General features: G+C 68.3%; 13 protein-coding genes and 1 tRNA gene. 8 read left to right on the top strand and 6 right to left on the bottom strand.

Annotated features, from left to right (window positions below):
• Positions 1–101: 101 nt before the first annotated feature.
• From OHB49_RS22080 to OHB49_RS22045, 8 genes are all read left to right on the top strand, one after another.
• The gene (locus OHB49_RS22080) at positions 102–845 is read left to right on the top strand and encodes a YcnI family copper-binding membrane protein (RefSeq protein WP_329162395.1); all 744 of its coding nucleotides are present in this window, start codon (positions 102–104) and stop codon (positions 843–845) included.
• Between the two features lie 46 nt (positions 846–891).
• A complete protein-coding gene (locus OHB49_RS22075) occupies positions 892–1,542 on the top strand; it encodes an SCO family protein (protein ID WP_329162394.1) in 651 nt (216 codons plus the stop codon).
• Positions 1,539–1,988: a copper chaperone PCu(A)C gene (locus tag OHB49_RS22070; RefSeq protein ID WP_030973861.1), complete on the top strand. Its 450-nt coding sequence runs from the start codon at positions 1,539–1,541 to the stop codon at positions 1,986–1,988. Before OHB49_RS22075 ends, OHB49_RS22070 begins: the two co-directional genes overlap by 4 nt.
• A gap of 14 nt (positions 1,989–2,002) precedes the next feature.
• On the top strand, positions 2,003–3,949 hold the full coding sequence (locus OHB49_RS22065) for a copper resistance CopC/CopD family protein (RefSeq protein ID WP_329162391.1): 1,947 nt from the start codon (positions 2,003–2,005) through the stop codon (positions 3,947–3,949).
• A gap of 23 nt (positions 3,950–3,972) precedes the next feature.
• Positions 3,973–5,334 carry an iron uptake transporter deferrochelatase/peroxidase subunit gene (efeB, locus tag OHB49_RS22060; RefSeq protein ID WP_329162389.1) on the top strand — a complete coding sequence of 454 codons (1,362 nt, stop codon included), beginning with the start codon at positions 3,973–3,975 and terminating at the stop codon, positions 5,332–5,334.
• A 27-nt stretch (positions 5,335–5,361) separates the two neighbouring features.
• Complete coding sequence (gene pheA, locus OHB49_RS22055) at positions 5,362–6,297, top strand: prephenate dehydratase (RefSeq protein WP_329162388.1); 936 nt, start codon at positions 5,362–5,364, stop codon at positions 6,295–6,297.
• 643 nt (positions 6,298–6,940) lie between these two features.
• Entirely contained in the window at positions 6,941–8,218 is a 1,278-nt protein-coding gene (gene serS / locus OHB49_RS22050; RefSeq protein ID WP_267004211.1) for a serine--tRNA ligase, read from the top strand.
• Complete coding sequence (locus OHB49_RS22045; protein WP_030973850.1) at positions 8,215–9,012, top strand: HAD family hydrolase; 798 nt, start codon at positions 8,215–8,217, stop codon at positions 9,010–9,012. The genes serS and OHB49_RS22045 overlap by 4 nt, the downstream gene beginning before the upstream one ends.
• A gap of 81 nt (positions 9,013–9,093) precedes the next feature.
• Here OHB49_RS22045 and OHB49_RS22040 read toward each other — a convergent pair.
• From OHB49_RS22040 to OHB49_RS22015, 6 genes are all read right to left on the bottom strand, one after another.
• A tRNA-Ser gene (locus tag OHB49_RS22040) sits at positions 9,094–9,180 on the bottom strand.
• Positions 9,181–9,452: 272 nt separating this feature from the next.
• Entirely contained in the window at positions 9,453–10,157 is a 705-nt protein-coding gene (locus OHB49_RS22035) for a hypothetical protein (RefSeq protein ID WP_329166577.1), read from the bottom strand.
• Positions 10,158–10,461: 304 nt separating this feature from the next.
• Positions 10,462–11,181 (bottom strand): ABC transporter permease, encoded by a 720-nt coding sequence (locus OHB49_RS22030; protein ID WP_329162386.1) that lies wholly within the window; start codon positions 11,179–11,181, stop codon positions 10,462–10,464.
• A 30-nt stretch (positions 11,182–11,211) separates the two neighbouring features.
• A complete protein-coding gene (locus OHB49_RS22025; RefSeq protein ID WP_030929934.1) occupies positions 11,212–12,123 on the bottom strand; it encodes an ABC transporter ATP-binding protein in 912 nt (303 codons plus the stop codon).
• Positions 12,120–13,028 carry an ABC transporter permease gene (locus OHB49_RS22020; protein ID WP_329162384.1) on the bottom strand — a complete coding sequence of 303 codons (909 nt, stop codon included), beginning with the start codon at positions 13,026–13,028 and terminating at the stop codon, positions 12,120–12,122. Before OHB49_RS22020 ends, OHB49_RS22025 begins: the two co-directional genes overlap by 4 nt.
• On the bottom strand, positions 13,018–13,992 hold the full coding sequence (locus OHB49_RS22015) for an ABC transporter ATP-binding protein (RefSeq protein WP_329166576.1): 975 nt from the start codon (positions 13,990–13,992) through the stop codon (positions 13,018–13,020). The genes OHB49_RS22020 and OHB49_RS22015 overlap by 11 nt, the downstream gene beginning before the upstream one ends.
• Positions 13,993–14,221: the final 229 nt, after the last annotated feature.

Raw genomic sequence — 14,221 nt, 5'->3', positions numbered from 1 at the left:
GTGCGAGCACGCCGCACGTGAGGAAGAGGTGTCGCGATGCCGTCGCGCATCCCGCGCGTCGGACCACCTTTCCTACGTGCTTCAGTGGAGTGATTCCTTCCATGAACATTTCCCGCATCGCCCTCGTCGGCGGCGTCGCCGCGTCCACCGTGCTGATCGTTGCCGGTACGGCCTCCGCGCACGTCAGCGTGCAGCCGCAGGGCGAGGCCGCCAAGGGCGGCTACGCCACGATCAACTTCAAGGTCCCCAACGAGCGCGACAACGCCTCGACGACCAAGCTCGAGGTCAACTTCCCGACCGACCACCCGCTCGCTTCCGTGATGCCGCAGCCGGTGCCCGGCTGGAAGATCGTCGTCACCAAGAGCAAGCTCGCCAAGCCGCTCGAGGTCCACGGCAACAAGATCAACGAGGCCGTCTCCAAGGTCACCTGGTCCGCCGAGGGCAGTAAGAACGACCTCGGCATCCGCCCGGGCCAGTTCCAGCAGTTCCCGCTCTCCGTCGGCCAGCTCCCCGAGGACGCCGACCAACTGGTGTTCAAGGCCATCCAGACGTACGACAACAAGGACGTCGTCCGCTGGATCGAGGAGCAGAAGGACGGCGCCGAGGAGCCCGAGAGCCCGGCGCCGGTTCTCAAGCTGACCGCCGCGACCACCGACGAGCACGGCGCCGCCGCCAAGACCGGTGCGGCCGGCGCCGACCGGACGAAGGACGAGCACACCGAGGCGTCAGCCGCGCCGTCCTCCTCCAGTGACACCACGGCCCGGATCCTCGGCATCGTCGGCATCCTCATCGGCGCCGCCGGGGTGGCCTTCGGCGTCCTCGCCGGCCGTCGACGCACCGCCTGACCTTCCGGCCCCACCGAATCACCGACCCACCAGGAATCAGCAATCCATGCGTAAGAAGAAGGTGCTGGTCGCGGCGTTCGTCGCCGCGGCCGCACTCACCCTGTCGGCCTGCGGCAGCAGCGACGACGCCAACAAGCCCCTCGCGGACGTCTCCGCCCAGGCGAAGACCAAGGCCGCGACGGTGCTCGACCAGCCGTTCACCAAGCCCGACCTCGTCCTGACCGACACCCACGGCAATAAGTACGACCTGCGCGAGCGGACCAAGGGCAAGCCGACGCTCATCTACTTCGGCTACACCAACTGCCCCGACGTCTGCCCGCTCATCATGAGCAACATCGCCATCGCCAAGAAGTCCCTGCCCAAGGCCGACCAGGACAAGCTCCAGGTCGTCTTCGTCACCACCGACCCCGAACGGGACACCCCGTCCTCGCTGGGCAGCTGGCTCAGGGCCCAGGACGCCTCCTTCATCGGTCTCACCGGCGACTTCCCGACCATCCAGGCGGGCGCACGCCAGATCGGCATCGGCATCGACCCTCCGAAGAAGGAGAAGGACGGCACGGTCGTCTCGATGCACGGGTCGCAGGTCATCGCGTTCTCCCCGAAGACCGACAAGGGGTACGTGCTGTACAGCGAGGACACCACGCCCGACGACTACACCAAGGACCTCCCCAAGATCATCAAGGGGGAGAACCCGTGAACCGCCGCACCGTCCTCGCCGGCGTCGTCGCCCTCACCACCGGGCTGACGCTGGCGGGGTGCTCGACCTCGGGCGGCAAGCCCGAACTGAAGGTGACCGGCGCCTTCATGCCGCAGCCGGTCAACGACATGGCGGCCGGCTTCCTCGTCGTACAGAACAGCGGCGACAGTTCCGACCGGCTCACTTCGGTCACCAGCCCGCTCTCCGACGACGTCACGATCCACCGGACGACGAACCAGACGATGCGCATGGTGACGTCCTTCGAGGTGCCCGCGGGCGGCGAGCTGGACCTGGAGCGCGGCGGCAACCACATCATGTTCATGAAACTGAAGCAGCAGCCCAGGCAGGGCGAGAAGGTGTCCGTCGAGCTGCACTTCGAGAAGGCCGACCCCATAAAGGTCGACCTTCCCGTGAAGGAGACCACCCACAACCCGAAGAAGCAGTGAGGGACTGACACTCCATGACAGCCACCGCCCCGCACTTCGGACCGACCCCGTCCGTGTCCCCGATGCGTCGCCCACTCGCCGCTGCCGCACTCCTTGCCGTATTCGTCGGCACGGTGTTCGGCCTGCTGCTGGGCGGCGCTGGACCGGCGTCCGCGCATGCCGCGCTCACCGGGAGTGATCCGCAGGACGGGGCGGTGGTCGCCACCGCCCCCAAGGAGGTCACGCTCACCTTCTCCGAACAGGTCGCCATGGGTGACGGCTCCGTCCGGGTCCTGGACCCGAGCGGCAAACGCGCCGATACCGGTGCGGAACCACGCAACCTGCAAATCGCCTCCACCGTGAAGTACAGCGTCCCGCTGCACGCGGGGCTGCCCGACGGCACGTACACCGTGGCCTGGCAGGCCGTCTCCGCGGACAGCCACCCGGTCTCCGGCGCCTTCACCTTCTCCATCGGAGCCCCGTCCAAGACGACCGTCGCCCTTCCGACGGACCAGGCCGGAGGCGGCCTCGTCGGCACGCTCTACGGCATCGCGCGCTACGCTGCGTACGCCGGCTTCATCCTGCTGGCCGGTGGCGCAGCCTTCGTACTGGCCTGCTGGCAGCGCGGGGCGAGCGCCCGCCCGCTGCAGCGCCTGGTCGTACGCGGCTGGATGACGCTCACCACGGCCACCCTGGTCATGCTTCTGCTGCGCAACCCGTACACCGGCTCCGGAAAGCTCGCGGACATCTTCGACCTGGACGGCCTGAAAGCCGTGCTGGACACCAAGCCGGGGGCCGCGCTGGTCTCCCGGCTGCTGCTGCTCGGCGCCTCCGCACTCTTCATCGCCGTGCTGTTCGGGGCGTACGCGAAGCGCGAGGACGAGCGGGAGAAGAAGGACCTCACCTTCGGGCTGGCCATCGGTGGCGCGGTCATCGCCGCCGGGATCGCCGGGACATGGGCGCTGGCCGAACACGCCTCGACCGGGATCCAGCCCGGCATCGCGATGCCGGTCGACGTACTGCACCTGCTGGCCGTCGCCGCCTGGCTGGGCGGCCTCGCCGCGCTGCTGGTCGCGCTCTACCGGACCCCGGACATCGAAGTCACGGCGGTACGCCGCTTCTCCCGTATCGCGTTCGGCAGTGTGCTGGTGCTCACCGCGACCGGGCTCTACCAGTCCTGGCGACAGGTCGGCTCCTGGTCCGCGCTGACCGGTACCCGGTACGGGCAGCTGCTGCTCGTGAAGGTGGGGCTCGTCGCCGTCCTGGTCGGGGTCGCCTGGATCTCGCGGCGCTGGACGGCGCGCCTGCCTGCGGGCACGACAAAGGCGCAGGGCACGGGTGCCGGTACCGCTGACGCCGGCACCGGGAGCGCTGTGGAGACCGAGCCGGCGACCGTGCCCGCGGATCCCGCACGGGCAGCCCAACTCGACCGGCAGAAGGCCGCCGTGGCGACCGCAACGAAGAAGCGGATCCGCGACGCCGACCCCGACCGGTCCGGGCTCCGCCGCTCGGTACTGGCGGAAGTCGGGGTCGCGGTGGCGCTGTTGGCGGTGACGACCGTGCTGACCTCGACCGAGCCCGGACGTACCGAGGAGGAAGCGGCCCGCACCTCGACGGCCGCATCCGCGCCCACGGCAGCGGGCCCCATCGCGGTGAGCCTGCCGTTCGACACCGGCGGCCGGAACGGCAAGGGGACGGTCCGGATGGACATCGACCCCGGTCGAACCGGCGCCAACGGGCTCCACATCTGGATCGACGGCCCCGACGGACAGCCCATGGACGTCCCCGAGGTGAAGCTCGCCTTCACCCTCGCGTCCAAGGACATCGGTCCGCTGCCCGTCGTCCCCGACCGGCTCACCGAGGGGCACTGGACAGCGAGCGGCGTCCAGATCCCGATGGCGGGCAACTGGAAGATGGCGGTGACCGTGCGGACGTCGGACATCGATCAGACCACCATCGCCAAGAACGTGAAGATCGGCTGAGCGGGATCATGAGCGGAACCAGCATGAGCAGCGCGAACGGCAAGCGCGGCTCCAGCAGCAAGAACGGCACGGGCGACGCGAACGGCAAGCTCGGCACGGGCGCCGGAGCCGAGGCCGCAACGGGGGACCTCTCCCGGCGGCGACTGCTCGGCGGTGTCGGCGCGGCCGGTGCGGCCGGACTGGTGCTGGGTGCGGCAGGTGGCGCGACGGGTTATGCCGCGACCCGCTCCGACGAGCCGACCGCGCTGACGACGATCGGCGCGGCCCGGACGATGTTTCACGGGAAACATCAACCGGGGATCACCACTCCGCTTCAGGCGCGCGGCCATCTCGTCGCGTTCGATCTGGCACCCGGCGCGGGACGGAAGGAAGCCGCCGCCCTGATGCGCCGATGGTCCACCGTGGCCCAGCGGCTGATGGCCGGCGAACCCACCGCCGGCGGCAGTGCGGACGGCACGACGCACGACACCGGGATCGCGCTGGACGCCGGACCGTCCTCGCTGACCGTCACCTTCGGCTTCGGGCACACCTTCTTCGAACGCACGGGCCTGGTGGCCCATCGGCCGCCGGGGCTGGACCCGCTGCCGCCGTTCTCCTCCGACCGGCTCGACCCCAAGCGCTCCGGCGGCGATCTCTGGGTGCAGATCGGTGCCGACGACGCTCTCGTCGCCTTCCACGCACTGCGCGCCATCCAGAAGGAAGCCACCACGACGGCCCGGGTGCGCTGGCAGATGAACGGCTTCAACCGCACCCCCGGCGCCACGGCCAAGCCGATGACCGCCCGCAATCTGATGGGCCAGATCGACGGCACCGCCAACCCCAAGCCGTCGGAGAGCGACTTCGACCGGCGCATCTTCGTCCCGTCGCACACGGCGGAGGGCGACGACGCGAAATACGGCTGGCTGGCCGGTGGCTCGTACGCAGTCGTGCGACGGATCAGGATGCTGCTCGACGACTGGGAGAAGCTCCCGCTGGACCGGCAGGAGCGGGTCATAGGGCGGCGCAAGGCGGACGGCGCACCGCTGAGCGGTGGCACCGAGACCACCGAGATGGACCTCGACAAGGCGGGGCCCGACGGCAAGCTGCTGATCCCGGACAACGCCCACGCCCGGATCTCCTCCCCCGAGAGGAACAGCGGCGCGGCGATGCTGCGGCGCCCCTTCTCGTACCACGACGGCATCGCGGCGGACGGTACTCCGGACGCCGGACTGCTGTTCATCTGCTGGCAGGCGGATCCGCTGAAGGGGTTCGTGCCGGTACAGCGCAAGCTCGACCGGGGAGACGCGCTGTCGCCGTTCATCCGGCACGAGGCGAGCGGCCTGTTCGCAGTGCCGGGCGGCGCGGCGGACGGCGAGTACGTGGGTCAGCGGCTGCTGGAGTCGTGAGCGACCGCGGCGCATTAGGGTGACGGTATGTCCGCCACGCGCTACGCCTATCTCGGTCCCGAAGGCACCTTCACCGAGGTCGCCCTCCGTACGCTCCCGGAAGCAGCCACCCGGGAACTTGTCCCGATGGTCTCCGTACCGGCGGCTCTGGACGCGGTACGGAGCGGGGCTGCCGCGGCTGCACTCGTTCCGATCGAGAACTCCGTCGAGGGTGGCATCACCGCGACCCTCGACGAGCTGACGACCGGCGAACCGCTGATGATCTACCGCGAGGTGCTGCTCTCCATCACCTTTGCGCTGCTCGTGCGGCCCGGCACCAAGCTGTCCGACGTCAAGACGGTCACCGCGCACCCGGCCGCGCAGCCGCAGGTACGCAACTGGATGGCGGCCCATCTGCCTGAGGCCGTGTGGGAGTCGGCCGCGTCCAACGCGGACGGTGCGCGGCTGGTGCAGGAGGGACGGTACGACGCCGCCTTCGCCGGTGAGTTCGCGGCGGCGACGTACGGTCTCGAACCACTGGTGACGGAGATCCACGACGCGGAGAACGCGCAGACTCGCTTCGTCCTGGTGGGCCGCCCGGCCCGGCCGGCGGCGCCGACCGGTGCGGACAAGACGTCGGTGGTCATCTGGCTGGGCGACGACCACCCCGGTGCGCTGCTCGAACTCCTCCAGGAGTTCATGGTGCGCGGGGTGAACCTGATGCTGATCCAGTCGCGCCCGACGGGTGCAGGCATCGGGAACTACTGCTTCGCAGTGGACGCCGAGGGGCACATCGCGGACCGCAGGGTCGGCGAGGCGTTGATGGGGCTGAAGCGGATCTGCCCGAAGGTGCGGTTCCTCGGTTCGTATCCGCGGGCCGGAGTGACGCCGGAGGACGTACGGCCGCCGCGTGCGGGGACGTCGGACACGGACTTCACGGACGCCTCGGACTGGCTGGCCCGGAATCAGGACGGCCGGGCCTGACGGTCGGGACCAGGGGCCGCGGTTGACGGGCGGGCCCGAGGGCGGAGATCGAGGGCCGGGGCTACTCCCCGTGCCGCGGTGGCGTGTGCCCATCACCGGTGCTATCACCCGATTTTCATAACCCACAGAGTTATCCACAGGGCTGGTTCTCGACCTGGGGACAAGTCGACACCTCAATACGACATGGTCGACAAATCGCTCCAGTCACCCCACACCCCTCCACAGAGCCGCAGGTCGGCCTGTGTCACCTCAATTCCATTGATCAACTCTTTAGGACGAGGAATTCCCACCCGAATGAGTGTGTGAAGCGAGTTTGAACAGGGAATCCATGAGCCTTCATGTGGCTTTCGGAATGATCTCTTCCTGTGTCCACAGATCTTCTTCACAGCCTGTGGATAACTTCGGAGGGTCACCGCCCCCTGTGGACAAGACCTCCAACTCCCGCCCCACGCAAGGTTGGTACGTCAAGAACGGAAGCCCCTTAATACCCCATTTAGGGGAATAGGAGCTCTTTATTTGACGGCCAAGATCACCTACGACATCGAGCGTTCCCCAGCATTGCCAATTCCGGCAATTCGGGCAAAGTGACACGCTCGGCAATATCGGTTCGAGCTATGGAAGCGCACACCGGTAGCCTGGACGCGTGATTGACCTTCGCCTGCTCCGTGAGGACCCCGACCGTGTTCGCGCCTCCCAGCGCGCCCGTGGAGAGGACGTCGCGCTCGTCGACGCTCTTCTCTCCGCCGACGAGCGGCGCAGGTCGTCCGGTGTCCGCTTCGACGAACTCCGCTCCGAGCAGAAAGCGCTCGGCAAGCTCATCCCCAAGGCTTCGCCCGAGGAGCGCACCGAGCTGCTCAAGAAGGCCGAGCAGCTGAAGGCCGACGTCAAGGCCGCCGACGCGGAACAGGACGAGGCGGACGCGGAGGCCAAGAGCCTGCTGCTGCAGCTCGGCAACATCGTCCACGAGGACGTGCCGGTCGGGGGCGAGGAGGACTTCGTCGTTCTCGAGACGCACGGCACCATCCGCGACTTCGGCGCCGAGGGCTTCGAACCCAAGGATCACCTGGAACTCGGCGAGGCACTCGGCGCCATCGACGTGGAGCGCGGCGCCAAGGTTTCCGGCTCGCGCTTCTACTACCTGACGGGTGTCGGTGCGCTGCTCGAGCTCGCCCTGGTCAACGCTGCGATCGCGCAGGCCACCGAGGCCGGATTCATCCCGATGCTGACGCCGGCGCTGGTTCGCCCGCGCGCCATGGAGGGCACCGGCTTCCTCGGCCAGGCCGCGGAGAACGTGTACCACCTGGAGAAGGACGACTACTACCTGGTCGGCACCTCCGAGGTCCCGCTCGCCGCGTACCACATGGACGAGATCATCGACGCGGACAAGCTGCCGCTGCGATACGCCGGCTTTTCGCCGTGCTTCCGCCGTGAGGCCGGTACGTACGGCAAGGACACCCGAGGCATCTTCCGGGTCCACCAGTTCGACAAGGTCGAGATGTTCTCGTACGTCGACCCGGCGGACGCCGAGGCCGAGCACCGGCGTCTCCTCGACTGGGAGAAGCAGTGGCTCACCGGTCTTGAGCTGCCGTTCCAGGTGATCGATGTGGCCACCGGCGACCTGGGGTCCTCGGCCTCCCGGAAGTTCGACTGCGAGGCGTGGATCCCGACCCAGGGCAAGTACCGCGAGCTGACGTCAGCGTCGAACTGCGACGGTTTCCAGGCGCGTCGCCTCTCCGTCCGGATGCGCGAGGGCAAGAAGGTTCAGCCGCTCGCCACCCTGAACGGCACGCTCTGCGCCGTACCGCGCACCATTGTGGCGATCTTGGAGAACCACCAGCTGGCCGATGGTTCGGTGCGGGTGCCCGAGGTGCTCCGTCCGTACCTGGGCGGGCGTGAGGTTCTGGAGCCGGTCGCCAAGTGACCTTCCCCTACAAGCTCGTCGCGACCGACCTCGACGGCACGCTGCTGCGTAACGACGACACGGTCTCCGAGCGCACCCGCGCGGCACTGGCCGCCGTGACGGCGGCCGGTGCCGCGCACATCATCGTCACCGGACGGGCCGTCCCGTGGACCCGCCACATCCTGGACGACCTGGGCTACAACGGCATCGCGGTCTGCGGTCAGGGCGCGCAGGTCTACCACGCGGGCGAGCACAAGCTGCTGACCTCGCTGACGCTGGACCGGCAGCTCGCCGGTCTCGCGCTGTCCAAGATCGAGGCGGAGGTCGGCCCGCTGGCGCTGGCGGCGAGCCGCGACGGACTCGACGGCGAGGTGCTGGTCGGCCCCGGCTACCGGGTGCAGGAGGGGCCGCTTCCGGCCGTCTTCGTGGAGGACGCGACCGAGATGTGGTCCGCGCCGCTGAACAAGGTCTACATCCAGCATCCGGCACTCGACGACGACGCGCTGGCGAAAGCCGCGCGCGGAGCCGTCGGCAGCCTGGTCGACGTGGTCATGGCAGGACCCGGCGTGGTGGAGATCCTGCCGCTGGGGCTGAGCAAGGCGACCGGGCTCTCGCTGGCAGCGCGCCGACTGGGCGTGAAGGCGGCGGACACGCTCGCCTTCGGTGACATGCCGAACGACATCCCGATGTTCGCCTGGGCGCGGCACAGTGTGGCGATGGCCAACGCGCACGACGACCTGAAGGCCGTGGCACACGAGATCACCGCGTCGAACGAGGACGACGGCATCGCAGTGGTGCTGGAACAGCTGCTCTAGGCATCTGCGCCGGTTGCTCAGTTGCACCGGCGCACAGATGCGCAGATGAGTTGCCTGTTCCGACCGGGCTGACCAACTGTGCGGAGGATGCGCGGATCGAACGCGCGCGGGGTCCAGGCCCCGACGACGGCTTAGCAAGCCGCTGCCTTACCACTCGGCCAATCCTCCGGGAGGGCGGCCGCGCGATGCGCGCAGAAGGGCCGCCCCGGGCTTCCCGCTGCGAGCGGCTCGGCGGAGTGAGGTGATGGTTACTCCGGCGCCTGCTCCGGGCCGCCCCGATGGGAATTCGACGGACTCGGACTCTCGGTCATCGTCGCGCTCCTCTCCCGGTCTGTGGAATTCGCTGTCGGCCTGTGCCGCACCAACAACTGTGCCTGGGGCGGACTTTCGGTGCCACCCATTTTCCGGGTGGTACCGAAAGTCCGCGATCAGCAGTCGGATCAACGCTGCCTGTTGCGGCGGCTCAGATCCTTCAGGTTGCGGGCGAGATCATCCATCCGGCCATCGATGCGGACGATGTCCTCGGACATGTGGCCCAGCCGTACGCTCATGGCGCCGACGACCTGATGCGTGGCGTCCAGCCGACGGTCGAGGCTGTCGAGCCGGTGCGACATCCGGTTGAGGACCGGCCCGAGCTCCTGGAGAGCGCTGCCGACTCCGGCGAGGCAACTCTCGACCCTGGTGACGCGATGTTCGAGCGAGGCGTACCCCGCACGCAGGTCCTGCTCGGCGTCGAGCAGGTATGTACGGACGCATCGCGCGATGTCGCTGTCGCGAAGAAGCATCGCGACATTGAGCACGGTCCTGCGGGTGTACAGCCGGATCTGAGTGGCTGCCTGTGGATAACTTTCCGGCTTTTCCCTCCCCTCCCTCTCCCATAGCGACAGGATGTCGCTATGGAAGGAGCGCAGATCAGCGCCGCGCAGCACCCGCATGCCGTTCTCCGCGAGCTCGCCCTGATGCCGGTCGGTGAGCCTTCTGACGGCGGTTGTGGATACTTCGAAGTAACGAGCCACGTCCTCTGTGCGGACGTGAATTCCGTCCGGGAGCATGACAAGACTCTTGACCTTGTCGAGGACGTCGACGCGCCCCATCTGCTCGACGCGCAGCGCGCGCGATTCGAGCAGGGCGACTTCCGTGGGCATGGACATGCCTTCCGATGGTGAAACCGACGATGGACAGCCCTGTCCCCGGGCTTCAGAGGCGGAGGACGCTCACGGTTGCCACTCACCCAATGACCGACCCGGCGGGTGTTCCCTCACCGGCATCGGCAATCCCCGATTTCACGAACGCTACGACGCCACGGATTCCAGTTGCCTCCACGCACCCTGAACAACGAGCCGATAAACGGACAGTTACGCGTACGACTGTCCGCTCATGCGGCAACCCCCGCCCAGTGGACGGGGGTTGCCGCATACGAGGTGCGAAGAGATTGCGATGGGCTCCCGCTCACTCCTCGCCGGCGAGCTTCAGCGTGCGCAGCTTCTGGCCCGCGTACCAGGTGGCGAGCACCGTGACTGCCACCAGCAGAACCGTCGCGAGCGGCAGTCCGACCTCGGAGGTGATCGCGCCTTCCCCGCCGACCTTCTCGGCAAGCGCGAGCGACCACTGCTGCACGCTGAGCGTGCGCGCCCCGGGCACGAAGCTGCCGAAGAGGGCCTCCCAGACCAGCGCGTAGACCAGACCGAGGACCACTGCGTGCCTGCTGACCGTGCCGAGCAGCAGGAACAGCGCGCTGTACGCGATCGAGGCGACCAGCGCCGCGATCGTGTACGCCACCGCGATCTGCTGGCCGTTGCCATTGAGGATCAGACCCGCGACGAATGTCGGCAGGGCGGAGAAGACCATGGTCACGGCGATCGCAACGATCAGCTTGGTGAAGATGATCGTCGGCCGCTTCACCGGCTTGGCCAGCAGATAGACGATCGATCCGTCGTCGATCTCCGGGCCGATGGCCCCCGTACCGGCGATCACACCGATCAGCGGCACCATCGTGGCGATGGCGAAACCGCCCAGCACATTGGCGGCGACCTGGTCATCGGCCCCGGCGAACATCCGTACCGCCACGGCGATGGCGATCAGCAGCGCGGGCAGGACGAAGAGGATCGCGGCCCGGCGCCGCCCGAGCAGGGCCCGGTAGGTGAGCCGGGCGACTGTGGGGTTGTACATGACGCTTCACAGCTCCTTTCAGGCCGCTACTCAGGCCGCTACGAGATAGGAAAAGACCGATTCGAGGGACTCGTCGGACGGCGAGACCGTCAGCAGACGGATGCCGTGTTCACGCGCGACCTTCGGGAGCAGCGTGGTGAATCGTCCGAAGTCGACCGCCTGGATCCGCAGGGCCTGTTCGCCCAGGTCGACTTCGATCCCGGCCGTCGACGGGTCGGCGATGAGCGCGGCAGCGAGTGCCCGGTCGTCGCTGGACCGTACGAGATAGCGGTGCGGGCGATCCGTCATCAGCCGGCGGATCTTCCGGAAGTCGCCGGACGCCGCATGCCGTCCGGCCACGATCACCTCGATGTGCGAGGCGAGTTGCTCGACCTCTTCGAGGATGTGGGAGGAGAACAGGACCGTACGGCCCTCGGCGCCCATCCGCCGCAGCAGCTCCATCAGCTGCATCCGCTGCCTCGGGTCCATCCCGTTGAACGGCTCGTCGAGGAGCAGCACCGACGGCTCGTGGACCAGCGCGGACGCCATCTTCACGCGTTGACGCATGCCCTTGCTGTACGTGGAGATCTTGCGGTCCTGCGCGTACTCCATCTCGACCGTGGCCAGCGCCTTGCGCGCCGCCGCATCACCGAGTCCGTGCAGTTCCGCATTGGCGACGACGAATTCGCGGCCGGTGAGGAAGTCGTACATCCCCTCCCGCTCCGGCACGATCCCGATCTGCCGGTACACCGCCTCGTTGCGCCAGATCAGCGCGCCGTCGAGCGTGACCTTGCCCGTCGACGGAGCAAGGAACCCGGCCATCATGTTGATCAGCGTGGACTTCCCCGCGCCGTTGGGGCCGAGCAGCCCGGTCACGCCGGGGCCCACGGTCATGCTGACGTCGTTGACGGCGACCACATTGCCGAACCAGCGCGAGGTGTGGTCGATCTCGATGGTGGTCACAGCCCGACCCTCCGGTAGCGGCGCATCAGTACGGCGTACGAGCCGGCGACAAGCGCGAGAACAACGATCAGGTACACCACACCTACCCCGGTGCCCGGTCCTTCCCCTCCGGGGAAGGCGGAGGTGGCACCGAGGAACGCGGTCTGGACGCCGCCGATCAGCGTGATGGGCGAGAAGAGGCCCAGCCACTGCACCGCGCCCGCCGAGCCCGTCTCCCAAGCGATGGCCTGGACCGTGGAGACCGCTCCGTACGAGATGGTCAGCACGGCGATCACCGCCGCGACGCCGAAGCCGCGGCGCGGTGTCAGTGCGGCGACGACCAGACCGAGCCCGGCGAAGAGCACGGAGAGCACCGCCACCGACGCCACCCCCTGCCCGAACCACTTGGTCTGGTCGGCGAAGTCGAACTTCGCCAGCAGAGCGCCCACGTACATCACCAGCAGCGGCGACACAGTGAGGATGAACAGGGCGGATGCCATGGCGGCGTACTTGGCGACGACGTAGTCGGCACGCTCGATGGGCCGCGAGAAGTAGAGGGGGACACTCTTGAAACGGAGATCCCGGGAGACGGACTGCGGTGCCTGCGAAGCGATGAACAGGCCGATGACGGCTTGCAGATAGATCGCGAAGTCCGTGTACTTGATCACGAGCTTCGTCGCGTCGGGGGCGGCCATCGCGACGGCCACGATGATCAGCGCGACCAGGCACATCACACCGAAGAGCAGCATCGGCAGCACCTTGGACTTGACCGAACGACCCAGTCCGAAGGAGCCCCGAAGGGACTGCGAGTAGAGCGAGCGGCGGGCATAGCCGCGGCCCAGGCGCGGGCCGTCGTAGGAGCGGTACCCGATGTTGTGGATCCGGGTGGTCTCGCTCCCGGTCACGGCCCCGGTCTCAGTGCTCATCGTGACCGCTCCCCTTCTGCTGTGCGGCGCCGGCCAGGGCTGTCTCCGCTGCCTCTGTGGTGCCTTCGGTACGGAAGACCTCGGCGATGTGGTGGCGTCGCTGTTCCATCCGTACGAGCCCGAGTCCGAGCCCGGCGACGCTGTCGCGGACGACGTCGTACGTCTCCTCGCCGGTGGCCTCGATCAGCAGGATGTGACCGGCGCCGGGCAGGCTGTCGGCCTCGATGCCGTCGCGGCCCACGAGCCTGACCCCGGCCGCGGTCAGCGCCCGGCGCAGCGCGTCCGTGCCGTCCGGGTGGGTGTCGCTGTCGGTGACCTCGACCGCGATGGTCGTGGTGGTCTGGGTGAAATCGCTGGTGGAGCTGGAGCGCAGCAGTGCGCCGCCGTCGATGACGACGACATGGTCGCAGGTGCGCTCCAGCTCGCCCAGGAGGTGCGAGGTCACCAGGACCGAGATGCCGAAGTCGGTGTGGATGCGGCGGATCAGGCCGAGCATCTCGTCCCGCCCTACCGGGTCCAGCCCGTTGGTCGGCTCGTCGAGGAGGACCAGCTGCGGGTCGTGGACCAGCGCCTGAGCCAGCTTCACACGCTGCTTCATACCGGTCGAGTAGCCGCCGATGGGGCGGTAGCGCTCCTCGTACAGCCCCACATGGCGCAGGGTGTCGGCGGTGCGCTCGCGCGCCGCCGTCGGCGGCAGGCCGGACATCCGCGCCATGTGGACGACGAACTCGGTGGCCGAGACGTCCGGTGGCAGGCAGTCGTGCTCGGGCATGTAGCCGACCCGTTCCCGGATGGCGGCGCCACTGGTGGCGACGTCCAGCCCGAGCACCGCGGCCCGGCCTTCGGTTGCGGGGGACAGACCCAGCAGGATCTTGATCAGTGTGGACTTGCCGGCTCCATTGGCACCCACCAGGCCGGTTACACCGGGCCCGATGTCCAGGGAGAGCCGGTCAAGAGCGGTCACCCGAGGGAACCGCTTGCTCAGGCTTTCGGTTGCGATCACAGTCACGTACTCGAAGGTAGTGGCGCGGGCCACACCGGTCGTCAGACCAGGCGGTTGGATCCGCATCAGACTCCAGTCGTACGGACCCGTAGGGGGACCCCACGAAGGAGGACGGCTGAGAGCGACGAAAACAGCGGGACGAGAGGGGACAGAGGGACGAAAGCCAGAGGTGTGGCCGGAGGCGGGCCGG

The sequence above is a fragment of the Streptomyces sp. NBC_01717 genome, from assembly GCF_036248255.1.
Classification (GTDB): domain Bacteria; phylum Actinomycetota; class Actinomycetes; order Streptomycetales; family Streptomycetaceae; genus Streptomyces.
Note: the sequence above shows the minus strand (reverse complement) of the source record. Positions and strands in the feature narration are given on the sequence as shown.

What these genes read in the sequence shown, in the direction of transcription:
- OHB49_RS22080 (WP_329162395.1), top strand. Translation starts at nt 102, where the DNA reads ATGAACATTTCCCGCATCGCCCTCGTCGGCGGCGTCGCCGCGTCCACC.
- OHB49_RS22075 (WP_329162394.1), top strand. Translation starts at nt 892, where the DNA reads ATGCGTAAGAAGAAGGTGCTGGTCGCGGCGTTCGTCGCCGCGGCCGCA.
- OHB49_RS22065 (WP_329162391.1), top strand. Translation starts at nt 2,003, where the DNA reads ATGACAGCCACCGCCCCGCACTTCGGACCGACCCCGTCCGTGTCCCCG.
- efeB (WP_329162389.1), top strand. Translation starts at nt 3,973, where the DNA reads ATGAGCAGCGCGAACGGCAAGCGCGGCTCCAGCAGCAAGAACGGCACG.
- pheA (WP_329162388.1), top strand. Translation starts at nt 5,362, where the DNA reads ATGTCCGCCACGCGCTACGCCTATCTCGGTCCCGAAGGCACCTTCACC.
- OHB49_RS22035 (WP_329166577.1), bottom strand. Translation starts at nt 10,157, where the DNA reads ATGCCCACGGAAGTCGCCCTGCTCGAATCGCGCGCGCTGCGCGTCGAG.
- OHB49_RS22030 (WP_329162386.1), bottom strand. Translation starts at nt 11,181, where the DNA reads ATGTACAACCCCACAGTCGCCCGGCTCACCTACCGGGCCCTGCTCGGG.
- OHB49_RS22020 (WP_329162384.1), bottom strand. Translation starts at nt 13,028, where the DNA reads ATGAGCACTGAGACCGGGGCCGTGACCGGGAGCGAGACCACCCGGATC.